The organism is Bacillus sp. SW14 (genome assembly GCF_047608225.1).
GTDB lineage: Bacteria > Bacillota > Bacilli > Bacillales > Bacillaceae > Bacillus > Bacillus subtilis_G.
The window spans coordinates 466,605-489,068 of the sequence record NZ_JBLKRW010000001.1 but is presented as its reverse complement, the minus strand read 5'-3'; the positions used below and the strand labels follow the sequence as shown (position 1 = coordinate 489,068).

Genomic DNA, 22,464 nt, shown 5'->3' with positions numbered 1-22,464 from the left:
TTTTCACAAAATGTTCACACTGAGAAGAAGGAACAGACTTTCACAGGAAGTGATGAGGGCGGCGTTCAGGCAGGACACCTGAGTCATTAGCCGCTTTTCATTCAAAGATCAAAAAAACCGGTTCTATTTAAGAACCGGGCTCGGCGTTTTTATCTTGTGATGTATGCAGATAACGCAAAAATAATTGATAGGAACAAAAGACATTTTGCTGAAGTACCGCCAAAAAATTCATTTGCAGCTGCGGGTTGTAAGTCATCATTTTTTTAAATATATAAAAAGGGATTTTGAGAATAAGAATGTCCGAAGAGGCATTGACTGAAATAAAAGGCGATAAATACAGCCCGCCTTTTTCATCAATCGGAAACACATCGCCTTTTTCCCACAGCGCAACGGTTTTCGATCCTTCAGGGAGCCTGCTGTCCATCAAACGGACACTGCCTTTTAATACAATATAAACGGATTGAGAATGCAGAAAGGATGAAGCATGATCAGATGAACCGCCGATAAACGTCCCGTTTTTCAGCAAAGTTTCGACAATGGATAGAGGCACTTCATTAAACATAGGGAGTTGTTTCAGAAACAATAAATAGTCACACTGATTCATAGGAAAGCCTCCTGTGCTAAGGATAGCTTTAGTGTAGCTCGATTGAGCCTGTACGGCAGTGATGTATTTCACAGCCTGTATGATGTATGTCACTTATCAGGAGAGTGACTGCATTTATAATCAAATAAAAAAGGAGGATTTCGATGAAGGCGCTGATTCCGAAGCAGCACGGCGCATGGGCGATGCTGCTGATTCCATTTTTGCTTGGGATGGTCAAAGGAGGTCCCGTTTTCTGGCATCTTCCGCTTTTCCTAGGCTTTCTTTTCCTTTACTTGATGGTCTACCCCATCACACTCGCCATGAAGAAGAAACAGATTAAATCCTATCAAAAGTGGATATGTTATTACGGTGTTCCGGCCTGCTGCTTTTTGATGATCCCTGTCTTTTATAAGCCTGCGCTCATCTGGGTTGGCGTTTCTTTATTTCCGCTTTTTCTCATTCATACGTATTATGCCCGCCGAAAAAACGAACGAGCACTAGTGAATGATATTGCGGGTGTCTTGTTCTTTTGTTCAGGCGGGCTTGCGAGCTGCTGGCTGGGGGCGGGAACCCTTGACGGCTGGGCTTGGTTTATTTTCTTGCAATCTGCTTTATTTTTTATCGGGAGTTCTTTTTATGTAAAGTCGGTGATCCGGGAGAGAAAGAACAGGTTTTTTGCATACTGTTCATGGGGATATCACCTGCTGCTCCCCTTTTTATCCGCTCTTCTCGGAGCAGGATCGGCATTTCTTGCTTTTATCCCAAGCAGTTTGCGGGCATGGTTTTTTCACGGAAGGGATTGGCCCGCGAAAACGATCGGCATTCTGGAAATCGTGAATGCCTGCTTCTTTTTTGCTGTTATGTGTTTGTTTATCACTAGATAAAAAACCAAGGACCGCCGGCGGTCCTTGGTTTTTTCAGTCAATATTGCAAATCTCCAGCGGACAGTTTTCACACTCAATCTCGCATCGTAAATAGTCCCGCTTGTGCAAAATAATTTTTCCGGATTCGTCTATCGAAATCACCCCTTGTTTGCGGAGGTCTCCGAGCATACGGTTGACGCTTTCCCTTGCCGCCGCGCAAAACTTTGCCAAATCTTGATTTGTCAGCGCGATATTAATCAGAATGCCGTCGCTTCGTTCCACCCCGTAGCTGTTCGATAAACGGATAAGAGTGGAGTAGAGCGCCCCCTTTTTGCCGTGAAGAAGCAGATCCCTGATTTTAGACTGGATTTTCCGGAGGTGGGTGCTCATCCATTTCATAAATTCAAATGTCAAAGCACCGTTTTGGATGAGTTCCTTTTCCAGCTTGTTTTTATTAATGACGAGCACCTCGCCATCCTCTAGCACCTTTGCACTGAGCATATATCTCGGTTCTTCAGTGAAAAGTGTTAATTCCCCGACAATATCATTTTTTTGGCAGATTCTAAGGGTCAGATCTTTTCCGTCAGATGTCAGTTTGCCGATTTCAATGAGTCCTGATTGAATAAGATATAGCTCTTCTGCATCCATTCCTTCCCGAAACAAATACGTGTGTTTTTCCATTTTTCTTTTCGTACTGATCAATTCCAGCAATTCATGCAGATCGCTGGAAAGAAGATCACTATCAGATGGTCGGACAGAGAGAAAATTCATGCGCTCACCTCGAAGAAAGTCACGTTGCGTATGTTTATTGTAACGTGAATTGTTTTGCACCCATCGAGAAAAAACTAACAATCTTGTGAATGACCAGTGTTAGCTGACGCTCTGACTGTTTCTCTCCGTGTGCATTTTCATTCTTTCCTGCCAATACATCCAAATGACAAGGACAAAGCTGGCTAACGCCACTTCCGAAAGCGCCATAAAGCCGATCGCGTATTGGCCTGTTGCCTGAAATACACTCGCCAATATCAGCGGAGGGAAAAAACCGCCTAATCCCCCCATGGCAGACACAATACCATTGGCAATCCCCGCTTGCTTTGAAAAATAGAAAGGCACCAGTTTAAAAACGGTTCCGTTTCCTATACCTGAGCAGACCGCCACTGTTATTGACCCAAACGTATAAAGGCCGATCGTCGGCGAGAACGATAAGATAATGCCTGATAATGTAAGTCCCGCAAAAACGAACATCAGGATGCGGAGCGGGCTCAATTTGTCAGCCAAGAATCCGCCCGCAGGCCTGAGCAGCGTGGAGACGGCAATAAAGCCGGCCGTCCGCAAACCGGCGTCCGCAGGATTAAGACCAAAGTGCGCTACCAGAAAGTTCGGGAGATAGATGGTGAAGGCGACAAAGGCGCCAAACGTAATAAAATAAAACAGGCTTAGAAACCAGAGGACGTGATTTCGGTAAACGGTTTTGATTTGAGCTTTTACGGAAACATTTACTTTCTTCTCATGCCGGTCGCCAAACAAAACGTGCAGCAACGCGAAAACAGCCAGCAGAACCATATACATCTGCACGGTTGCTTTCCATCCCGCAGTCTGGGCGATAACCGGCGCCGCAAATGTGGTAATCGCGGTTCCGATGTTTCCGGCCCCGTAAATTCCATTGACGAAACCGTGCTTTTCTTTCGGATAATACTTCGGAAGGGATGTCACCCCAATGGAGAATACTGCCCCTCCGATCCCTAAGAAAAAACCGCCTGCGATTAAATCAAACAAAGAATCCGCGATGCTGATCCAAAACACCGGAAACAAAAGCAGGATGAAGCTGATCATAAACATCAGCCGCGCGCCAAACCTGTTCGTTAAATACCCTAAAGGAATGCGGAGAAGCGACCCGAGGATCACGGGAATCGCCGTCACTATAGAAATCTCGCCTTTGCTTAAATGAATATCTAATGTGATTTGGGAAATGAGTGATGAAATCAGCACCCAAACCATAAATCCTGCCACCAAGCTTAATGACTGTAACGATAATTGAATATGTTGACGGTTAATCATTCGGCTTTCCCCTTTCAATGATTCAATAATCAGTCCTATCATACAAAAACTCGGCAAACAGGATTGTGAATTACATCACACGTTTTACATATAAAAAAAGACAAAGCCCGAAGACTTTGTCTTTTCATCATGATTACATTTTTTCCGGAGCCGATACGCCGATCAGCTGAAGCGCATTGTTCAGTGTAATTTGCGTGGCCTTCATTAATGCAAGGCGCTCGCGGCTTTTCTCTTCATTTTCAGGATCGATGACTTTCTCCGCGTTATAGAAACTGTGCAAAGCAGAAGCCAGATCATAAATATAATTTGTGACGCGGTGCGGAATTCGTTTTTCCGCCGCTTCCGCCACTGCCTCTGGGAAGCCGCCGATCGTTTTCAGCAGGTCATATTCTTTTTCTGATTGAATATGGCTGAAATCCAGATCCGCCGCCGGCTTTAGTCCCTGCTCTTCCCCTTGGCGAAGCATGCTGCAAATACGGGCATGTGCGTATTGCGCGTAATACACAGGGTTTTCGTTAGATGTTGATACAGCAAGATCTAAGTCAAAATCCATATGCGTATCCGCACTGCGCATCGCAAAGAAGTAACGCACGGCATCCAAGCCGACTTCTTCAATCAGGTCGCGCATCGTTACCGCTTTACCCGTCCGTTTGCTCATTTTCATTTTCTCGCCGTTTTTGTAAAGGTGAACGAGCTGAATGATTTCTACTTCAAGCGTTCCTTTTTCATAGCCCAGCGCTTCGATTGCCGCTTTCATACGCGGGATATAGCCGTGGTGATCGGCTCCCCAAACGTTGATCAGCTTATCAAAGCCGCGATCAAGCTTGTCCTTATGGTATGCGATATCAGGCAGAAGGTACGTGTACGTGCCATCCTTCTTGATCAATACGCGGTCTTTATCATCGCCAAACGTCGTAGAGCGGAACCAAGTCGCGCCGTCTTCTTCATAAACATGGCCTTTTTCGCGGATCGCTTCAAGCGCCTTGTCGATTTTTCCGTTTTGGTACAGTGACGTTTCGGAATACCACACATCAAACGGCACACGGAAGTTTTCCAAGTCCTTGCGAAGCTTTTCCAGCTCGTATTTTAGGCCGTATTCACGGAAAAATACGAGGCGTTCGCTTTCGTCTTCGTTGACGAAACGGTCGCCGTATTCCTCAGCGAGACGCTTTCCGATCGCAATGATATCCTCGCCGCGGTAGCCGTCCTCCGGCATCGGTTTTTCCAAGCCGAGCGCCTCAAAGTAACGGACTTCAACAGAAAGCGCAAGGTTGTTGATTTGGTTTCCCGCATCGTTAATGTAGTATTCGCGGCTCACATCGTAACCCGCTTTTGAAAGCACATTGCACAAAGAATCGCCGACAGCCGCACCGCGCGCATGGCCAAGGTGAAGGTCTCCCGTCGGATTCGCTGATACGAATTCTACCTGAACTCGCTCACCGTTTCCGATATTCGTTTCCCCGTACGCTTCTCCCGCTTTTAACACAGACGGAATCAGCTTCGTTAAATAGTGATTGTTCATATAGAAATTGATAAAACCCGGGCCGGCGATATCTAGTTTTTCAATTGAAGCCTTCCCTTTATCAAAATGGGCGACAATCTCTTCAGCAATTTGGCGCGGCGCTTTTTTGGCGATTCTTGCCAGCTGCATCGCCATATTTGTTGAATAATCGCCATGTGTTTTATCTTTTGGTGTTTCTAAAACGACATTCGGAATCTGGCTTTCTTCAGCCAACCCCGCTTTCAGAACGGCCGCTTTGATTTCTTCTTTCAGCACGTCCTTCATTTGTTCCGCAATGTTCATGCGTGAGTTCCTCCCTCATACGTGATCGTCATATGATGTAAATGCTGCTGCTCGTCTCCGACATGCATGTCATATGCGATGCTGATACGGCCTCTTTCTTCACCGAGATCAGATTGAATCGATTTTGTGCTTGTTTTCAGCTCAAGCTCACCAAATGACATTTTATATTTGGCAATTGTGGAAGCTCCCGTTACGAAACGCTGATTCATTTTAACAGCGCCTGACCTCATGACAAGCACTTCGCCTTCGCTTACTTTCACAATCGTTTTTACTTTGCCTAAGTCGTGTTCTTCATAATAAGATAGATACACTTTATTTTGTTTAACATAGTAAAATCCGGTGGTGCGGAATTCGATGACTTCCTGGTTTCCGTCATCCCCGATCACAGACTTCACATGGAGTGTTATCGGTGTCTCTTGCTTCATTTTGACACGTCCTTTTCATCATTCCACTTTGACTTGAATAGTATAATCATTCGGTTTGTAAACTTCAACTGCTTCTATCTTACCATCATTGCTCATCAGATTTGAAGATAAACCTCATAAAAAGCATTTCCTTAATAGAAGAGAAAATCATATTATTAGTTACCTTTAGGAAATGTTACACTTTTCCGAAATCTACCGTTTCTATTTCACATTTTCTTCAATATATATGTATTGAATTGGTAATTTATTAGTTTTATGATAAAAGCACAACATAGATCTGCTAGAAAAACAAAAAGGGAGGATCCAATGATGAAAAAAGCAGTCATTGTAGAAAACAAAGGTTGTGCGACATGCTCGATCGGAGCCGTTTGTCTAGTGGACGGTCCTATCCCTGATTTTGAAATTGCCGGTGCTACAGGTCTATTCGGTCTATGGGGATAAGATTCTCCAAAAGGGCATAGTCTTTCTGCTATGCCCTTTTTAAGTAAATTACAATTTTTAACTAAAATCTACCTCTTAGTTATACATACACAATCGTTTTTCATTTGAATCATATGTATAGGGGATGGTATTTTGTTTACAGAGCAAATGTTTCCATTTATTAATGAAAGTGTAAGAGTTCACCAGCTTCCTGAGGGCGGCGTGCTAGAAATCGACTATTTGCGGGATAATGTCTCCATTTCTGACTTTGAATATTTGGATCTTAACAAAACAGCTTACGAGCTTTGCATGCGAATGGAGGGGCAAACAACAGCTGCTCAGATTTTGGCGGATCAATGCGCAGTGTACGATGAATCACCGGAAGACCATAAGGACTGGTATTACGACATGCTCAACATGCTCCTCAACAAGCAGGTCATCCAGCTTGGAAATCGGCCCAGCAGCCAAACCATCACCACGAGCGGAAGCAACGAATTTCCGATGCCGCTGCACGCCACCTTTGAGCTGACGCACCGCTGTAATTTGAAATGCGCCCACTGTTATTTGGAAAGCTCGCCAGAAGCGCTCGGCACCGTGTCGATTGAGCAATTCAAGAAAACGGCTGATATGCTGTTTGACAATGGTGTATTGACATGCGAAATTACGGGCGGAGAAATTTTTGTCCATCCGAACGCCAATGAGATCCTTGACTATGTGTGCAAAAGGTTCAAAAAGGTCGCTGTCTTAACGAACGGAACACTCATGCGAAAAGAAAGCCTCGAGCTTTTGAAAGCGTATAAGCAAAAAATCATTGTCGGCATTTCTCTCGATAGTGTGAACTCCGAGGTCCATGACTCCTTTAGAGGGAGAAAAGGCTCTTTTGCCCAAACTTGTAAAACGATAAAATTGTTGAGTGACCACGGGATATTTGTCAGAGTCGCCATGTCCGTTTTCGAAAAAAACATGTGGGAAATCCACGATATGGCCCAAAAAATTCGGGATCTCGGGGCGAAGGCGTTTTCTTACAATTGGGTTGATGATTTCGGAAGAGGCAGGGATATTGTCCACCCCACAAAAGATGCCGAGCAGCACCGCAAATTTATGGAATACGAGCAACATGTCATTGATGAGTTTAAAGATCTGATTCCGATTATTCCTTATGAGAAAAAACGAGCGGCAAATTGCGGCGCTGGCTGGAAGTCCATTGTGATCAGCCCGTTCGGAGAAGTACGTCCGTGCGCGCTCTTTCCGAAGGAATTTTCATTGGGAAATATTTTTCATGATTCATATGAAAGCATCTTTAACTCCCCTCTCGTCCATAAACTGTGGCAAGCGCAGGCGCCGCGGTTCAGCGAGCATTGCATGAAAGACAAATGCCCGTTTAGCGGCTATTGCGGAGGCTGTTACTTAAAAGGGCTGAACGCTAACAAATATCACCGGAAAAACATTTGCTCTTGGACGAAAAATGAACAATTAGAAGACGTGGTCCAGCTTATTTAGGAGGGAAACGATTTGTCACCAGCACAAAGAAGAATTTTACTGTATATCCTTTCATTTATCTTTGTCATCGGCGCAGTCGTCTATTTTGTCAAAAGTGATTATCTATTTACGGTGATCTTCATTGCGATTGCCATTCTTTTCGGGATGCGCGCGCGGAAGGCTGATTCGCGATGAGCATTTTGAATATACACGATGTATCCGTTTGGTATGAACGGGACAACGTCATCTTAGAACACGTGGATTTACACTTAGAAAAAGGCGCCGTTTACGGATTGCTTGGGGTAAACGGCGCCGGCAAAACAACACTGATCAATACACTTACAGGAGTGAACCGCAATTACAGCGGGGGCTTTACGCTGTGCGGCATTGAAGCGGAGGCCGGTATGCCGCAGAAAACATCAGATCAACTGAAGATTCACCGTTACTTCGCCGCCGATTATCCGCTGCTGTTTACAGAAATTACGGCGAAGGACTATGTGTCTTTCGTCCATTCGCTTTATCAAAAGGATTTTTCAGAGCAGCAGTTCACCAATTTGGCTGAAGCCTTTCATTTTTCAAAATACATCAACAGGAGAATTTCGGAGCTGTCCTTGGGGAACAGGCAAAAGGTTGTGTTGATGACAGGCTTATTGCTGCGGGCTCCCCTGTTTATTTTGGATGAGCCGCTCGTCGGTTTGGATGTGGAATCGATAGAGGTCTTTTATCAGAAAATGCGCGAGTACTGTGAGACAGGCGGAACCATTTTGTTTTCTTCCCATCTGCTCGATGTTGTACAGAGATTTTGTGATTATGCGGCCATTCTGCACAACAAACAGATCCAAAAGGTCATTCCGATTGGAGAGGAGACCGATCTGCGGCGGGAATTTTTTGAGGTGATCGGACATGAATAACTTATTCCCCATCATGTCTTTGCTGTTCAAACAGCTGTATAGCCGACAAGGGAAAAAGGACGCCATCCGTATTGCCGCAGGACTTGTGATTCTCGCTGTGTTTGAAATCGGGCTGATCCGCCAGGCCGGTATTGACGAATCGGTATTGGGAAAAACATATATCCTACTCGCGCTCCTCTTGATGAACGGATATATGGTGTTTCTTTCCGTGGCATCTCAATGGAAGGAATCTTATATGAAGCTGAGCTGCCTGCTGCCGATTTCTTCACTAAGCTTTTGGCTCGCCCAGAGTGTCGTTCTGTTTGTGGACACCTGTTTGAGAAGAACGTTATTCTTTTTTATTTTACCGCTGTTCTTATTTGGAAACGGAACGCTGTCAGGGGCGCAAACATTGTTTTGGCTCGGCAGATTTTCGTTTTTTACCGTTTATTCGATTCTATTCGGTGTTGTGCTGAGCAACCATTTCGTCAAAAAGAAGAACTGGATGTTTCTCCTGCATGCGGCGGTATTCGCCTGTGTATGCCTCAGCGCCGCTTTTATGCCAGCCGTCACGATCCCGCTATGCGCGGTTCACATGCTATGGGCGGTGATCATTGATTTTCCTGTCTTTCTGCAGGCGCCTCCGCAGCAGAGCAAGATGCATTCTTTTATGCGGAGATCTGAATTTTCGTTTTACAAGAGAGAATGGAACCGATTTATGTCTACTAAAGCAATGCTGTTAAATTACGTGGTGATGGCGGCGTTCAGCGGCTTCTTTTCGTTCCAGATGTTGAACACCGGCATCTTCGATCAGCAGGTGATTTATATTGTGATTTCCGCCCTTCTGCTGATCTGCTCGCCAATCGCCCTTTTGTACTCTATTGAAAAAAACGATCGGATGCTGCTGATCACGCTCCCGATTAAACGGAGAACGATGTTTTGGGCAAAATATCGCTTTTACTCAGGCCTAATGGCAGGCGGATTTCTCCTTGTCGCTATGATTGTGGGCTTCATCAGCGGCCGCCCGATTTCAGCCCTCACTTTTATGCAGTGTATTGAATTGCTGCTGGCGGGAGCGTTGATCCGGTTAACCGCTGATGAAAAAAGGCCGTTCTTCGGCTGGCAAACGGAGCAGCAGCTCTGGAGCGGATTCTCAAAATACCGGTCTTATCTATTTTGTCTTCCCCTTTTCTTAGCCACATTAGCCGGCACCGCTGTCTCCTTGGCGGTTATTCCGATTGCCGGGCTGATCATAGTCTATTACCTGCAAAAACAGGATGGTGGTTTCTTTGATACAAGCAAAAGAGAACGGCTTGGAAGTTAATTTGCTGAAGACTCATCAATTTTCAACAATCTCAATCGCCGCAAGCTTTTTGAAACCAATCGAAAGCGCGGCGGAACCTGAAGAAGAAACAATCTATTTTTACGGCGCCGCCGCACACCTGAAGGAGCAAATCATTGACGCTTTCGGTTATGCTGCCGGCAGCCGCTTTATGTATTCAGCGAATCTCTTTTTTGACCAGCAGCTGAAAACCTGCGGAACCCGTTTCATTCACCCGCTATATAACAGGAATCTTCATGTTGATGCCCTGTTAAAAACATTTGCAGACATGTCCCTCCCCACTTCTCTTTCAGCCGTCGGCGTTGAAAAGGCAAAGAGTGAGCTGCTGCTGAAAATCGAAAAGAAATTCGCAGATCCCTTCTCCTACTCGGCGGCCCGTTTGGTCGAGGAGGCCTTCGGAAACCCGATGTACGGCACAGGCATGTTTGGCAGGAAAGACAAGATACAGGCGATCCATCCTAAACGGTTTCTCGACGCAACGGACTTCATCGTTGATTTATTGTCCCAGCAAAAACAGCTGAACATATTAGGACACGTACAAGCCTGTGATGTTCCGGGACATGCCCAGCAAACGTCTGCCATGACGGCCGGAAGAACACCCGTGAACCGGCATGTTTTTGAAACAGAGACACGCAGCGCAGCAGGCCCTTCCGTCTTGACACTCGGGTTTAACTGCGGGGAGATGAAAGATAAGAGCGATTATATCAACATTCAGCTGCTAGACGGATTGCTCGGAAAGTACGGGCATTCCGCTTTATTCAAGCATTTCCGCGAGAAGGATCTGGCTGTCTATCATGTCATTACCCGTTACGACATCATGAACAATCTGCTGCTTGTTTCCATATGTACGAACCAGCTTCATGAAAAAGAAATTCCCCCGCGCGTTTTGGAAGCTGTCTCACATTTTCAAACGGATGAGCGGGAACTGGAACAGGCAAAACAATTTTTACGCAATGAAATGCTGCTGCAATTCGATTCTCCCGAAGGGCTCTTGGCCTATATGGAGATCCTGCGCCGCTTCTCCTGTGAAAAAGAAGACTTGCTGGATGGCATCTCCGCGGTTACGTGCCGCGATCTATTACAATTCATAGCAAATATCAATTATATCGGAGCTCATGTAGTAAGGGGATGAAGAGATGGAAAAGAAAGCATTCTTTCAACAGCTGGATGAACAAACCGATATCAGATACACAGACAGCGGGCTGAAAATATTCAGATTGAAATTCCCCCGCGCCCATCTGCGGCTGTGCAATGTGAAAATTGATTTTGGAAGCCGTGATGTCTGCTTACAAGAAGATTCTGGCGACAAGCTGCTCCCGTATGGCACAGCGCATTTTTTAGAGCATCTTCTCTTCTGGCATAACGGCCGCAATCTGTACAGTGATTTTTTTGCGCATGGCGCGCTTTTAAATGCGTTCACCACCTACACTGATACTAATTTCATGTTTACCTCATTGCCGGATCGGCTCAGACAGACGGTCCCCATCCTGCTTGATGCGTTATGGAACCACTCATTTGACAAGAGGATTGTCACTCAGGAAAAAGCTGTGATTACAAGCGAAATTGAAACAGCACACCTCAATCATCAACTCTCTTACCGTTATCAGCTGATTAGCATGCTTTCTCCCGCCTCACCTGCTGCCGTCTATCCCGCAGGCAGAATCGAGGACATTGAGGCGATGACCATCCGTGATTTACAGAAAGCCTACAATGCCGCTTACCAGCCCGAGCGGATGACGTTGTTTTTGATTGGAGGCTCAGAAGATACGGAAGACCTTTTGCCTTCTCACCTTGGGCTGAAAAAACGTCCAGTTCATAAAGCAGAAAGGAAAATGATTCCCGCGTGCCCTCCAACCCTCTCACAAAAAGTGGTGCTGGGTGATGAGGAGCGGATGGAAGACACATGGACCGGCTTGCAGATCGGCGCACTTCCCGGGCAAAACGATCTGTTGACGGTAAAGCTTTATTGGGACATTGCGTCTCGAATTCTATTTCAATTAGATTCACCGTTTTTTCAAGAGATTCAGCAGACGTATCGTCTGGAAATCAATCGTTTGTCAGCCGAGGCTCACCTGTATGAGGATGGCGGTTTTTTGATGCTACACAGTCAAGGGGTTCATTCTTCAGCTTATATCGATGTCGCTTCCTACTACGTCACACAGCAGAAAGAACAGATTGCGTCCTGGCTCCAATACGGCAAGGGCTCTTTGACAGATGCGATCATCTATGACAGCGATTATGCGCGTAAATGCTTCGAATGGGCGGCTGAGTGTGACAGGTGCGATTGCACGTTTCTCGACGTTTACCGCATCATTCACGATATGAATAGTCAGGATTTCTTGTCTCTCATTGATGTATTGGCATCTTCTAAAAAAGCGGTCATTCACGTTTCACAGAAAGAGGCGATCGGACAATGAAAAAAAGCACTGTCTTTACCGTGTTGTTGCTGCTCGTAGGTATGGCGGCTTATTCCTTCGGCTGGGTTCAGGCCGTTGGTGAAGCCGCAGCGCAATATGTACAGATAATTAATAATGATGCTTTGCGGCTCGGACTGCTGGCTTTAACCGCTTCCGTTCTGATGCTGCCCGCTTTTCTCTACCTACACTATGTCACCCAATCCGTAAAAAACATGACAGCAGCTTTTCAGAAACTCGCACAGCCCCATCAAAGCTGCTGCGACTTCCAGCATCACAGATTGTGCAGCCGCTATGCAGAAGATGTCAAATCGCTGCGTGACAGCTATAAAAACATCCGCCAAACATATGTGATGGCTGCTGTATTATGCCAAGTTATCATATTCGGCTGTATGTTCGAAATCGTCAAAGCCGTCCCTTTCCGCCTTCACACGCCCCCCGCTGTTTCAATAGGACTTGCGGTGTTGCTGATTTTATATTTATTGTTTTATATGCGAACGTACTTGGTGCAGCTTTTCCAGCATGGCACCCTGTTCAAAAAAATGCTTGCGGGGGCGCTGACAGGAGCCGGGATTTGGTGGATGCTCAGTTTTACCATAAGTGAACTGTTGTTTCTGATCATTCTGGCTGCGATCCAGCAGATCGGATCATTTATTTATAACCGATTCTCATATCGCAGCACCGCTTCTCTTGATCTATAAAATAGCTACATCGCAATCGTAGACGGACCCGTACCAACCGGAATCACCGTCACGGCTGCATAATCACTCGTGCGGTACACAGTCACAGTATTGTCGTTGGGCTGTGCCGCATAAATGTACTGATTGTCGGGTGTGACGGTTAAATCAAAGGCATTAGGCAATGATACGTTTGCAATGATGTTTTGTGTAGCGGTATCAACGACATATAAATTGTCAATGAGAAACGGTACACTATAAGGCTCTAAAAAATAAGCTCTAGTGCTATCCGGAGAAAATACAATCGTCCTCAGAGTTTCAAATTGACGGTCAAAGTCTTCTCCCCTGCTCAACGGTGACAAACTAATCTCCGCTACACCCTTCGGCCATAATTCACCAGTCATCACATACGCAAAGTCTCCGGCATATGGCGTTTCAATTAAACTTGGATATTCAAACTCATTCACGAGGCTGTCAACAAGCTGGCCTGTATTCACATCATATTGATCAATTGACCAGAAAATCGTATTAGCAGTAAAGACAAATTGCCCGTTCGGATCCAGGGCAAAGTCTGCGGCGTCGGGTACTGGAAAAACATCACTGACTGCCTGAAGCGCAAGATCAATCGTATAAATAGAGCCGGCAGCCATCACATATGCCAATTCTCCTGCAGGATCAAATTGAATCTTTCTCGGCTCAGTGCCGACGGTTATTGTATTTGCCACGGTTAATGTTTGATTATCAACCACAGAAACTAGATTAGTATTTCCATGGAGGACATACGTATAAGCTTTATCTAGCGTGACCCCCAGATCAGTTGGCACAGACGAAAAAGGAATAGTTGCAACAACAATGTTTGCTGCCGCATCAATGACCGAAACTGTGCTGTCCCCTGAATTGGCTGTAAAGACATACGATTGAGGATCTGGCGATGGTGGGAAAACGATTGTCCCGGTCACCGTAAGCGGACTGCCGTAGAATGGCGGAACAATGAGAAGATCTTCCACTGTCATTTGACTGAAATCAGGACAGCGGTCAGACTGTGCTGCATAATAAACAACTTGATCAATCTCTTCAGTATGAATCACAGAAACCGACCCATTCCCTTGTCCATATTGATTTCGTACAGGCGACACACTGACAAGAAGCGTAACGGCCCCTTGTATTCTCACAGCATATCGAACACCGATATCTTCTGTTTCCGGTCCAGTCTGGATTAAGCAAGGCTCACTGATACATGATAAATGATCTGTACTCCATGTAACCTCCGCAGCTGCTTCGGCAGAATCAACAGTGAACCCCTCGGGAATGTCAATCGGAACTTGAAACGGCGCTTCTCGGCTGATTTCCTCATCACAAAAACAGAAACAATTTTCCTGTAAAGCAGAAAGATCATTCTTTTTCAAGATTTCACGTCCTTTTAGAAATGCACAGCATGTAGTTGATTAAATCGCAATAGCTCCCGGTGAAACCCCAAGAGATATGACAGTCTCCACAGAGTAATCATCCGTGTTGTAAACAGTGATGCTCTGCTCTAAAACATGAGTTGCATACAGAAATTCGCCATTCGGAGTAAACGCATAGTCACTTGCTGATTGCTGAAGATTTCCTATTACGCCTGCTCCATTCGGACTGACAGAATATAAATTGCCAGTGAAGCTGTCATGTAAATACACCTCTGATCCACTCGTAAACATTACATATTGGCCGTCAGGCTCCAGCTCTTGGGTATTTCTGAGCGTAAACGAATTTAAATCAATAATCGTCAGATAATTGAATAAGAATTCTTGTTCTAATACATACGCATACCGCTCCGGAGAATCTGTTTCTATGGATGATACGATAAGCTCTCGTTCAATCGTTCCTATGAGTTCACCCGTGGATAGGTCCACTTTTTGCACTATACCAAAATTAAGAACATAGGCGAATAACCCATTGGGATCAATTGCAACATCATACCCTTCCACAGGAATCGACCTATCCACAGCTAACGTATCAATTCCAATCACATAAATCACAGTACCGGCGAAAACATAAGCAAATTCATGATTAGGGATAAATCTAATCGATCGAGGCGGCTGATCCAGCAAAATAGATGCTGTTACTGTTAATGTGTCATAATCGATGACAGAAATCACATTATTGTTGGGATGTAAGACAAACACAGAGCTTTTATCTGGAGTTATTTCAATACCTGTCGGCCGGTACGGAAGAGCAATCGTCGTCACAACAGTATGAGTGTTTGTATCAATCACAGAAACTGATTGATCACTTGTATTCTCTGTAAACGCATAAACGGGTTCGGGTTCCGATTCCGGTACAAGCACAATCGTTCCCGTCACAGATAAAGGACTGCCGTAAAAGGGCGGAACAACAACAAGGTTCTCGATCGTGATGTCACTGAAATCCGGGCAATCCTCCGGTTCATCAGAGTAATAGACGATTTGGTTGATCTCCGCATTGTGAATGACGGAAACAGCCCCGTCCCCTTGTCCATATTGATTTCGCACAGGCGACACACTGACAAGAAGCGTAACAGTTCCCTGCAGGCGTACTGCAAATTGAACAGCGATTTCATCAGGCTCAGGCCCCGTCTCAATTAAGCAACGTTCACTGACACAAGAAAGGCTGTCTGCATTCCACGTAACATTGGCGACAGCTTCAGCCGGATCAACGATAAACCCTTCAGGTAATTCAATCGGTGCTTGAAACATTGCTTCGCGGCTTGTTTCTCCCTCACAAAAACATAAACATTCTTCTTGTGCGGCTCCTGCTTTTTCTTTAAAGGAAAGCTTGTTTTTTCTCATACCTTCACTTCCTTTTTAGAAATACACTGCTCACGCAGATATAACACAATATGGAAGGATGTTGTGTTTGCTTGTACAAATTGCCGAGGGTAATAGCTTCTTTTTGAAATATATCCCCAACATGCGGGGTAACGAAAGAAAAGATTGCGGTTTTTTTGCGCTTCTCATAAGAATGATGATGATAAAATATGACATATATAGAATAATGAAGGGAGGGATTTGCAAACGTGACAGGTGTCATATCTTCTTCTTCCGTCGGAGAAAAGATTAACGAATGGTATATGTACATACGCCGATTCAGCATACCCGATGCAGAGTATTTACGAAGAGAAATCAAACAAGAGCTGGACCAAATGGAAGAAGATCAGGATCTTCATTTGTACTATTCACTGATGGAATTCCGGCACAACCTGATGCTTGAGTACCTTGAACCACTAGAGAAAATGCGGATCGAGGAACAGCCGCGGCTGTCTGATTTGCTGGTTGAGATTGATAAAAAACAGGCTCGTTTGACTGGGCTTCTTGAGTACTACTTTAACTTCTTCAGAGGTATGTATGAGCTGGATCGCCGTGAATATGTATTAGCCATTCAATTTTTTAAAAAAGCAGAGAGCAAACTGATTTTTGTGAAAGACAAAATTGACAAAGCTGAATTCTTTTTCAAAATGTCAGAAGTCTATTACTATATGAAACAAACTTATGTCTCCATGGACTATGCACGTCAAGCATTCGAACTCTACAGTGAACAGACTACATATGATATCAGAATGATTCAATGCCAGTCCTTATTCGGAGCCAATTTTTTGGATCTAAAACAATATGAGAAAGCCATTACCCATTTTCAAAAAGCTTATATACTTGCCGAAGCAGAGCAGCAGCCTCAATTAATGGGAAGAACGCTTTATAACATAGCGCTTTGCAAGCAAAATCAAAATAGTTTTGAATCAGCGATAGAGTATGTAAAAAAATCTATTCAAGTATTTGAAGGATCTAAAATGATCCCTTCTCTGCCACAAGCCTTTTTCCTAATTACACAAATTTATTTTAAATTAGGTAAGATGGATGACGCTTGTGAATATCATAAAAAAGGAATAGAATATTCAGCAACAGCAGGAGACACCGTGTACTTAACGGAGTTTGAATTTTTGGAATCTTTATACTTATCTGGACCAGATGAGGAACGGATAGAAAAATGTTTTGTTTTTCTTGAAAGTAAAATGATGTATGCTGATATTGAAGACTTCGCACTTGATGTTGCTAAGTATTATCATCAGCAAGAAAATTACAAAAAAGCATCTCATTACTTTTTAAAGGTTGAAGAAGCAAGACAGCACATTCAAGGGGGGGTGAATTTATATGAAATGGAAGTATAAATTATTACTCGCTTGTTTAGCTGTGAGCGCTGTATTTATCACAGTCGAAGTATCAAATTCATCAACAGAACATTTTGATGTTGCACAACGCGCCATGATCTAAAACCGCCGTCCATCGGCGGTTTTCTTTTTCACAATAAAAAAACATCCAGACAAGGTCTGGATGCTTCCTTATTTCACAAACCCAAGCAGCATTTCACGGATAACTTTACTGGCCGTGTTTGCCGTTTGTTCTGAGTGATCGTACACCGGTGCGACTTCCACTAAATCAGCGCCCTTCACGTTTACCTCTGAACGCGCGATTTCATGGATAGATGCAAGCAGTTCTTTAGACGTGATGCCGCCGGCGTCAACCGTTCCTGTTCCCGGTGCGTGCGCAGGGTCTAATACGTCAATGTCGATTGTGACGTATACCGGACGGCCCGCAAGCTTCGGAAGCACTTCCTTCAGCGGTTCAAGCACTTCAAATTTTGAGATGTGCATGCCGTTTTCTTTCGCCCATTCAAACTCTTCCTTCATGCCGGAACGGATTCCGAAAGAATACACATTTTGCGGTCCGATCAATTCTGCCGCTTTGCGGATCGGCGTGGAGTGAGAAAGCGGTTCTCCCTCATAATCAACGCGAAGATCTGTATGTGCGTCAAAATGGATAATCGCAAGGTCTGGATACTTCTTATACATCGCTTTCATGACAGGCCATGACACGAGGTGCTCCCCGCCCATACCCATTGGGAATTTCCCTTTTTCTAAAATGCTGTCTACATATTCCTCAATCATATCAAGGCTTTTCTGCGGATTTCCGAACGGCAGCGGAATGTCGCCGGCGTCAAAGAAGTTCAGATCAGCCAGATCACGGTCTAAATACGGGCTGTATTCTTCAAGGCCGATGGACACTTCGCGGATTCTGCTCGGGCCAAAGCGTGAGCCCGGGCGATAGCTGACCGTCCAGTCCATCGGCATGCCGTAAAGGATGGCGTCCGCCCCTTCCCACTCGGGGCGGCTCGCGATAAATACTTTTCCTGAATATGCTTCATCAAATCTCATCTATAATACCCTCGCTTTCCTGTAAAAAAGCGCAAGATTCGCTCCTGCGCCATACCCTCATTATTTAATCAGGTCACTCACAAATTTCGGCAGAACAAACGCCGCTTTATGAATATCTTTTGTGTAATATTTCGTCTCAATTTCGAAGAAACGGCTGTCTTCGACTGCAAGCGGATCATATTTTTTCGATCCGATTGTAAATGTCCACAAACCGCTTGGGTATGTCGGAATGTTCGCTGTATACAGCTTCGTAATCGGGAAAATTTCCTTCACGTCGCGCTGTACATTTGTGATTAATTCCGGCGTAAACCATGGGTTGTCCGTCTGAGCGACGAAAATTCCGTCTTCTTTCAGCGCTTTTGCGATTCCTGCGTAGAATCCTTTTGTAAACAGGTTTACAGCCGGTCCGACAGGTTCAGTTGAATCCACCATGATCACGTCGTATTGATTTTCAGATTTCGCAATGTGCATAAATCCGTCATCCACCTGCACGTCAACGCGCGGATCATCCAGTTTGCCCGCGATAGAAGGAAGGAACTTTTTAGAGTATTCGATAACCTTGCCGTCAATATCAACAAGTGTCGCTTTTTTCACGCTCGGATGCTTCAGGATTTCTCTGATGACGCCGCCGTCACCGCCGCCGACAACAAGAACGTGCTCTGGGTTCGGGTGTGTAAACAATGGGACATGCGCCACCATTTCATGATAAACGAATTCGTCTTTTTCAGATGTCATGACCATGCCGTCCAAAAACAGCATGTTGCCGAACTCTTCCGTTTCCACCATTTCTAAATGCTGAAACTCCGTTTGTTCTGTATGTAATGTTTTATTAACCTTCATCGTAATGCCAAAGTTTTTCGTCTGCTTCTCTGTGTACCAAAGTTCGCTCAATTGTCATCTCCCTTTCAAGGCTGTATTCATGTATTGTAAGCGTCTTTTCAGCTTTTATTCCCGGTTGAAATCTCTTTTTCACCTAAGGAAAAAGTATAGAGGATGGCGGGAAAAAAGTAAAGATGCGTCCTGTTCTGCGATGTTTAAAAACGGTCTTTTTTCCTCATAATAGTAGAAACATAAAAAAAGGGGGAACCCATTGTGGATGCAATGACAAATAAACGGCTGAGACTGACGCTGAAAACCGTCCGCGCCTGTATCTTTTTAGGGGCTCTTGCGGCCTTAGCGGCAGCTGCTGTGTTTATGACTGTCATTTTGATAGCCAAATACCAAGGCGCTCCCTCCGTGCAAGTGCCGCAATCCACGATTTTGTATGCGAGTGACGGCTCAAAGCTCGGGGAAACGAATTACGGCGAAAAGCGCTATTGGGTCCCCTTAAAGGACATGAATCCGACAATTGTAAAAGCGACAGTGGCGGTTGAAGACCAGAATTTCTACGATCATCACGGCTTTGATTATAAACGCATGGCCGGTGCGGCGCTAGCTGATCTGAAAGCATTTGCCAAGGTTCAGGGCGCAAGCACCATCACCCAGCAATATGCGAGAAATTTATACCTTGAACACGATAAAACGTGGAAACGAAAATGGAATGAGGCGTTCTACACGATCCGTTTGGAACAGAACTATTCTAAGGAAGAGATTTTAGAAGGCTATTTAAATACGATTTACTACGGCCACGGCGCCTACGGCATTGAAGCCGCTTCCCGACTGTATTTCGGCAAGCATGCGAAAAACCTGACGGATGCGGAGGCCGCTTTATTGGCGGGGATCCCAAAAGGCCCTTCCGGCTATTCACCGTATATCAATGAAACGAAGGCCAAGGAGCGCCAGAAAACGATTGTGCGAATGATGGAAAAGCAGCGGATGATCAGCCAGAAAAAAGCGAATGAACTGATCAAGGAACCTCTTTCCTATCAGCCTTTGAATAAACAAGTTTCCAAGAGAAAGGCCCCTTATTTCTATGACAATGCGATGAGAGAGGTGGAGAAAAAGCTCGGCATGACGCGGGAGCAAATTGAAACGAGCGGGTTAAACGTCTATACAACGGTAGATAAACGGATGCAGCGCATCGCCGAGGAGACCATTACCGAAACAGTTAACGCCGGCTCTGACATTCAAGTCGGGTTTTCAGCCATTGATCCCCGCACAGGAAGTGTTCTGGCCCTTGTCGGCGGCAGGGATTATCAAAAAAGCCCGTTTGACCGGACAACACAGGCGAAACGCCAGCCCGCTTCGACGATCAAGCCATTGCTGTACTACAAAGCGATTCAGAGCGGATTTACGCCAGTCACCTTAATGAAAAGCGAAGAAACCGAGTTTCAAATTGATGCACAGGGAGAAACGTATTCTCCAAGCAACTATAATGGATACTACGCCAACAAGCCGATTACGCTTCTGCAGGCGCTGGCGCTTTCCGACAACATTTACGCTGTGAAAACACATCTCTTTCTCGGCATGAACAAGCTCGTACAGGCGGCAAATGAGTTCGGCATCACTGCTCATTTTCAAAAACTGCCGTCCCTGGCACTCGGCACCGAACCCGTGCGCCCGATTGAGATGGTCAACGCCTATGCCATGCTCGCAAATGGCGGGAAGCAAATCGAACCGACTTTTATTTCGAGGGTCACGGACGCGGCGGGACATGTGCTGTACGAAAACCCGAATCAGCATAAACAGGTGCTTGATGAAAAAGCCGCTTTTGTCACGGCAAGTATGATGACAGGCATGTTTGATACGGATTTAAACGGCTATACGTCGGTAACCGGACGGACGATCGCCAACCGCCTGACAAGAACGTATGCGGGGAAATCAGGAACCACCAGCGCAGACAGCTGGATGATCGGCTTCAATCCACAGCTGGCCGCAGGTGTTTGGACGGGCTATGACAAAAACAGCACCATCGACTCGGTCGAAGAAAAAAGCTACGCCAAAACGATTTGGGCGGACTTCATGGAAGATGCGCTTAAAGGAGAACCGGAAACCGCTTTCAAACCGCCAAAAGGCGTAACCGGCGTGTACATTGATCCGGCAACGGGCTACACATCCGGCCCCGGCTGCGCAGCTAAGCATTACACGTATTTTGTGAAAGGCACTGAACCGTCGAACGTGTGTTATGGCCCGGAACCCGTAAAACAAACAAAAGACCGGCTTCCAGCCAAAGAAAGCCCCGCTTCCCCGAAAAAGTGGTGGGACAAATGGCTGGGGCGGAATCATTAAAAATAACCCGGCTCCTCGGAGGCCGGGTTATTTAATATGGTTCTTCCATTATCCATGGGAGCAGTGTAACGCAGTCAAGCTGGAGAACCGGTTTCGGGAATCCTTCGGGGATAAAGTGGTCATCTCTCGGTACTTCAAATGATAAATACCAGTTACGGTCCGGATCCCATTCTTTTTTCCCTTCTATAATACGTCCAACAATAAAATAGCTGGCCACATAAAGATGCCGGTCACCCTCAAGGCCGAATTCATTAATATCCGGACAAACAGTCGGCTGAAGACCTAAATCTTCAAAAATCCGCACCTTATCAGGCGGCAGTGTTTTCATCACTTCCCTGTAATTTTGACAGAGCAGACACTCACACATATCAATTTCTTTCTCATACTGCTTTCTCGTTTCTTCCACGTCGGCTTTAACCACCCAGTCACCGACTTGAATGGTTTCGTACATCCTATCACCCTAAAAATGAAAAACCCCGAGTCTTGGTTCGGCTCGGGATTTTCCATATCCTATTTCTGTATCACCAGTTTACTCAAAGTTTACGGAAAATAGTACAAATTTTCCAAAAGTTCACAGAACGTTCACAAACTAATGGTCTTCCGGAAGCAGGCCTGTTTTTAATTCATCTGGTGACCGATCCCATAGGCCCTGATCATGATTTTTCAGAAACTCGCCGAGCACACGCTTCGAGCTGTCGTCCATTTTATCAATGATAATGTTCCGTTTCATGGATTTATCCATCAGGTTCACATGCTCAGGCAGCGATTTGTAGCCTCTTCTGATGCTTCTGTCGACCGTCAGTTCACAGGCTGTCACACCAGCGTAATAAGGCCCCTCTTCTCTTCTGTCAATCGTCACCCAGATAAGCCAGTATGGTTTGCCGTTCGGAACTTCTTCTTTGTTCGGCAGAAATTTAATGCCTTTTTCAACGGTGCTGCGGGCGTGCATAGCACCGATGTCAACGAACGCTTCTTTTTCCTCTACATCGACGAATACGGGGGAAATGTTATCTAAGCTGAGTGCCCCTACGCCAAAACCGCCGTGTCCGTCTGTCGGATCACTTTTAATAATATTAAACCCGATTGTTTTTTTCTTTTTTTCTTCCATGAGTTCTAC

23 protein-coding genes are annotated in these 22,464 nt (G+C 45.3%); 12 read left to right on the top strand and 11 right to left on the bottom strand.

The window, feature by feature from the left end; genetic code table 11:
• Window positions 1-127 precede the first annotated feature (127 nt).
• On the bottom strand, window positions 128-604 hold the full coding sequence (locus ACMX2I_RS02530) for a Crp/Fnr family transcriptional regulator (RefSeq protein WP_202327914.1): 477 nt from the start codon (window positions 602-604) through the stop codon (window positions 128-130).
• Window positions 605-747: 143 nt separating this feature from the next.
• Here ACMX2I_RS02530 and ACMX2I_RS02525 point away from each other — a divergent pair, with 143 nt between their 5' ends.
• Window positions 748-1,467, top strand: coding sequence for a YwiC-like family protein (locus ACMX2I_RS02525; protein WP_414956079.1), 720 nt, complete (start codon window positions 748-750; stop codon window positions 1,465-1,467).
• A 33-nt stretch (window positions 1,468-1,500) separates the two neighbouring features.
• On the opposite strand, the gene fnr is transcribed toward ACMX2I_RS02525, so the two are convergent.
• The 4 genes from fnr to ACMX2I_RS02505 form a co-directional block, all read right to left on the bottom strand.
• A complete protein-coding gene (gene fnr, locus ACMX2I_RS02520; protein WP_414956078.1) occupies window positions 1,501-2,217 on the bottom strand; it encodes a fumarate/nitrate reduction transcriptional regulator Fnr in 717 nt (238 codons plus the stop codon).
• A 99-nt stretch (window positions 2,218-2,316) separates the two neighbouring features.
• Complete coding sequence (gene narK, locus ACMX2I_RS02515) at window positions 2,317-3,504, bottom strand: nitrate transporter NarK (protein WP_394715339.1); 1,188 nt, start codon at window positions 3,502-3,504, stop codon at window positions 2,317-2,319.
• Between the two features lie 133 nt (window positions 3,505-3,637).
• A complete protein-coding gene (gene argS / locus ACMX2I_RS02510) occupies window positions 3,638-5,308 on the bottom strand; it encodes an arginine--tRNA ligase (RefSeq protein ID WP_414956077.1) in 1,671 nt (556 codons plus the stop codon).
• Window positions 5,305-5,733: a DUF1934 domain-containing protein gene (locus ACMX2I_RS02505; protein ID WP_414956076.1), complete on the bottom strand. Its 429-nt coding sequence runs from the start codon at window positions 5,731-5,733 to the stop codon at window positions 5,305-5,307. Before ACMX2I_RS02505 ends, argS begins: the two co-directional genes overlap by 4 nt.
• 309 nt (window positions 5,734-6,042) lie before the next feature.
• Between ACMX2I_RS02505 and sboA the strand changes: the two genes are divergently transcribed.
• The 8 genes from sboA to ACMX2I_RS02465 all read left to right on the top strand — a co-directional run bounded on the left by sboA (window position 6,043) and on the right by ACMX2I_RS02465 (window position 12,979).
• The gene (gene sboA / locus ACMX2I_RS02500; RefSeq protein WP_087992738.1) at window positions 6,043-6,174 is read left to right on the top strand and encodes a subtilosin A; all 132 of its coding nucleotides are present in this window, start codon (window positions 6,043-6,045) and stop codon (window positions 6,172-6,174) included.
• 132 nt (window positions 6,175-6,306) lie between these two features.
• The gene (gene albA / locus ACMX2I_RS02495) at window positions 6,307-7,653 is read left to right on the top strand and encodes a subtilosin maturase AlbA (RefSeq protein ID WP_414956075.1); all 1,347 of its coding nucleotides are present in this window, start codon (window positions 6,307-6,309) and stop codon (window positions 7,651-7,653) included.
• A gap of 12 nt (window positions 7,654-7,665) precedes the next feature.
• On the top strand, window positions 7,666-7,827 hold the full coding sequence (gene albB / locus ACMX2I_RS02490; protein WP_087992740.1) for an antilisterial bacteriocin subtilosin biosynthesis protein AlbB: 162 nt from the start codon (window positions 7,666-7,668) through the stop codon (window positions 7,825-7,827).
• Window positions 7,824-8,543, top strand: a complete 720-nt coding sequence (locus ACMX2I_RS02485; protein ID WP_414956074.1) for an ATP-binding cassette domain-containing protein — start codon at window positions 7,824-7,826, stop codon at window positions 8,541-8,543. The genes albB and ACMX2I_RS02485 overlap by 4 nt, the downstream gene beginning before the upstream one ends.
• A complete protein-coding gene (gene albD / locus ACMX2I_RS02480; protein WP_414956073.1) occupies window positions 8,536-9,846 on the top strand; it encodes an antilisterial bacteriocin subtilosin biosynthesis protein AlbD in 1,311 nt (436 codons plus the stop codon). Before ACMX2I_RS02485 ends, albD begins: the two co-directional genes overlap by 8 nt.
• On the top strand, window positions 9,836-10,996 hold the full coding sequence (locus ACMX2I_RS02475) for an insulinase family protein (RefSeq protein WP_414958283.1): 1,161 nt from the start codon (window positions 9,836-9,838) through the stop codon (window positions 10,994-10,996). The genes albD and ACMX2I_RS02475 overlap by 11 nt, the downstream gene beginning before the upstream one ends.
• Before the next feature lie 4 nt (window positions 10,997-11,000).
• Entirely contained in the window at window positions 11,001-12,281 is a 1,281-nt protein-coding gene (locus ACMX2I_RS02470) for a M16 family metallopeptidase (protein ID WP_414956072.1), read from the top strand.
• On the top strand, window positions 12,278-12,979 hold the full coding sequence (locus tag ACMX2I_RS02465; protein WP_414956071.1) for a bacteriocin biosynthesis protein AlbG: 702 nt from the start codon (window positions 12,278-12,280) through the stop codon (window positions 12,977-12,979). The genes ACMX2I_RS02470 and ACMX2I_RS02465 overlap by 4 nt, the downstream gene beginning before the upstream one ends.
• Window positions 12,980-12,984: 5 nt before the next feature.
• Here ACMX2I_RS02465 and ACMX2I_RS02460 read toward each other — a convergent pair whose 3' ends face one another.
• Complete coding sequence (locus tag ACMX2I_RS02460) at window positions 12,985-14,361, bottom strand: YncE family protein (protein ID WP_414956070.1); 1,377 nt, start codon at window positions 14,359-14,361, stop codon at window positions 12,985-12,987.
• A gap of 39 nt (window positions 14,362-14,400) precedes the next feature.
• Complete coding sequence (locus tag ACMX2I_RS02455; protein WP_414956069.1) at window positions 14,401-15,762, bottom strand: YncE family protein; 1,362 nt, start codon at window positions 15,760-15,762, stop codon at window positions 14,401-14,403.
• Between the two features lie 227 nt (window positions 15,763-15,989).
• On the opposite strand from ACMX2I_RS02455, the gene ACMX2I_RS02450 reads away from it, so the two are divergent.
• Both ACMX2I_RS02450 and ACMX2I_RS02445 read left to right on the top strand, forming a co-directional pair.
• Entirely contained in the window at window positions 15,990-17,135 is a 1,146-nt protein-coding gene (locus ACMX2I_RS02450) for a tetratricopeptide repeat protein (RefSeq protein ID WP_414956068.1), read from the top strand.
• Window positions 17,119-17,238 carry a PhrC/PhrF family phosphatase-inhibitory pheromone gene (locus ACMX2I_RS02445; protein ID WP_014665774.1) on the top strand — a complete coding sequence of 40 codons (120 nt, stop codon included), beginning with the start codon at window positions 17,119-17,121 and terminating at the stop codon, window positions 17,236-17,238. The genes ACMX2I_RS02450 and ACMX2I_RS02445 overlap by 17 nt, the downstream gene beginning before the upstream one ends.
• Window positions 17,239-17,306: 68 nt before the next feature.
• Here ACMX2I_RS02445 and speB read toward each other — a convergent pair whose 3' ends face one another.
• Window positions 17,307-18,179, bottom strand: a complete 873-nt coding sequence (gene speB, locus ACMX2I_RS02440) for an agmatinase (RefSeq protein WP_414956067.1) — start codon at window positions 18,177-18,179, stop codon at window positions 17,307-17,309.
• 60 nt (window positions 18,180-18,239) lie between these two features.
• On the bottom strand, window positions 18,240-19,070 hold the full coding sequence (gene speE, locus ACMX2I_RS02435) for a spermidine synthase (protein WP_414956066.1): 831 nt from the start codon (window positions 19,068-19,070) through the stop codon (window positions 18,240-18,242).
• A 201-nt stretch (window positions 19,071-19,271) separates the two neighbouring features.
• Between speE and ACMX2I_RS02430 the strand changes: the two genes are divergently transcribed.
• Window positions 19,272-21,347 carry a transglycosylase domain-containing protein gene (locus ACMX2I_RS02430; RefSeq protein WP_414956065.1) on the top strand — a complete coding sequence of 692 codons (2,076 nt, stop codon included), beginning with the start codon at window positions 19,272-19,274 and terminating at the stop codon, window positions 21,345-21,347.
• 31 nt (window positions 21,348-21,378) lie between these two features.
• Here the strand turns inward: ACMX2I_RS02430 and ACMX2I_RS02425 are convergent, their stop codons facing one another.
• Window positions 21,379-21,798, bottom strand: coding sequence for a hypothetical protein (locus ACMX2I_RS02425; protein ID WP_414956064.1), 420 nt, complete (start codon window positions 21,796-21,798; stop codon window positions 21,379-21,381).
• Between the two features lie 138 nt (window positions 21,799-21,936).
• Window positions 21,937-22,455: a YwhD family protein gene (locus ACMX2I_RS02420; RefSeq protein WP_414956063.1), complete on the bottom strand. Its 519-nt coding sequence runs from the start codon at window positions 22,453-22,455 to the stop codon at window positions 21,937-21,939.
• Window positions 22,456-22,464 lie beyond the last annotated feature (9 nt).

Coding starts and splice junctions, on each gene's coding strand:
- ACMX2I_RS02530 (WP_202327914.1), bottom strand. CDS start 604: ATGAATCAGTGTGACTATTTATTGTTTCTGAAACAACTCCCTATGTTT.
- ACMX2I_RS02525 (WP_414956079.1), top strand. CDS start 748: ATGAAGGCGCTGATTCCGAAGCAGCACGGCGCATGGGCGATGCTGCTG.
- fnr (WP_414956078.1), bottom strand. CDS start 2,217: ATGAATTTTCTCTCTGTCCGACCATCTGATAGTGATCTTCTTTCCAGC.
- narK (WP_394715339.1), bottom strand. CDS start 3,504: ATGATTAACCGTCAACATATTCAATTATCGTTACAGTCATTAAGCTTG.
- argS (WP_414956077.1), bottom strand. CDS start 5,308: ATGAACATTGCGGAACAAATGAAGGACGTGCTGAAAGAAGAAATCAAA.
- ACMX2I_RS02505 (WP_414956076.1), bottom strand. CDS start 5,733: ATGAAGCAAGAGACACCGATAACACTCCATGTGAAGTCTGTGATCGGG.
- sboA (WP_087992738.1), top strand. CDS start 6,043: ATGAAAAAAGCAGTCATTGTAGAAAACAAAGGTTGTGCGACATGCTCG.
- ACMX2I_RS02485 (WP_414956074.1), top strand. CDS start 7,824: ATGAGCATTTTGAATATACACGATGTATCCGTTTGGTATGAACGGGAC.
- albD (WP_414956073.1), top strand. CDS start 8,536: ATGAATAACTTATTCCCCATCATGTCTTTGCTGTTCAAACAGCTGTAT.
- ACMX2I_RS02470 (WP_414956072.1), top strand. CDS start 11,001: ATGGAAAAGAAAGCATTCTTTCAACAGCTGGATGAACAAACCGATATC.
- ACMX2I_RS02465 (WP_414956071.1), top strand. CDS start 12,278: ATGAAAAAAAGCACTGTCTTTACCGTGTTGTTGCTGCTCGTAGGTATG.
- ACMX2I_RS02455 (WP_414956069.1), bottom strand. CDS start 15,762: ATGAGAAAAAACAAGCTTTCCTTTAAAGAAAAAGCAGGAGCCGCACAA.
- ACMX2I_RS02445 (WP_014665774.1), top strand. CDS start 17,119: ATGAAATGGAAGTATAAATTATTACTCGCTTGTTTAGCTGTGAGCGCT.
- speB (WP_414956067.1), bottom strand. CDS start 18,179: ATGAGATTTGATGAAGCATATTCAGGAAAAGTATTTATCGCGAGCCGC.
- ACMX2I_RS02425 (WP_414956064.1), bottom strand. CDS start 21,798: ATGTACGAAACCATTCAAGTCGGTGACTGGGTGGTTAAAGCCGACGTG.
- ACMX2I_RS02420 (WP_414956063.1), bottom strand. CDS start 22,455: ATGGAAGAAAAAAAGAAAAAAACAATCGGGTTTAATATTATTAAAAGT.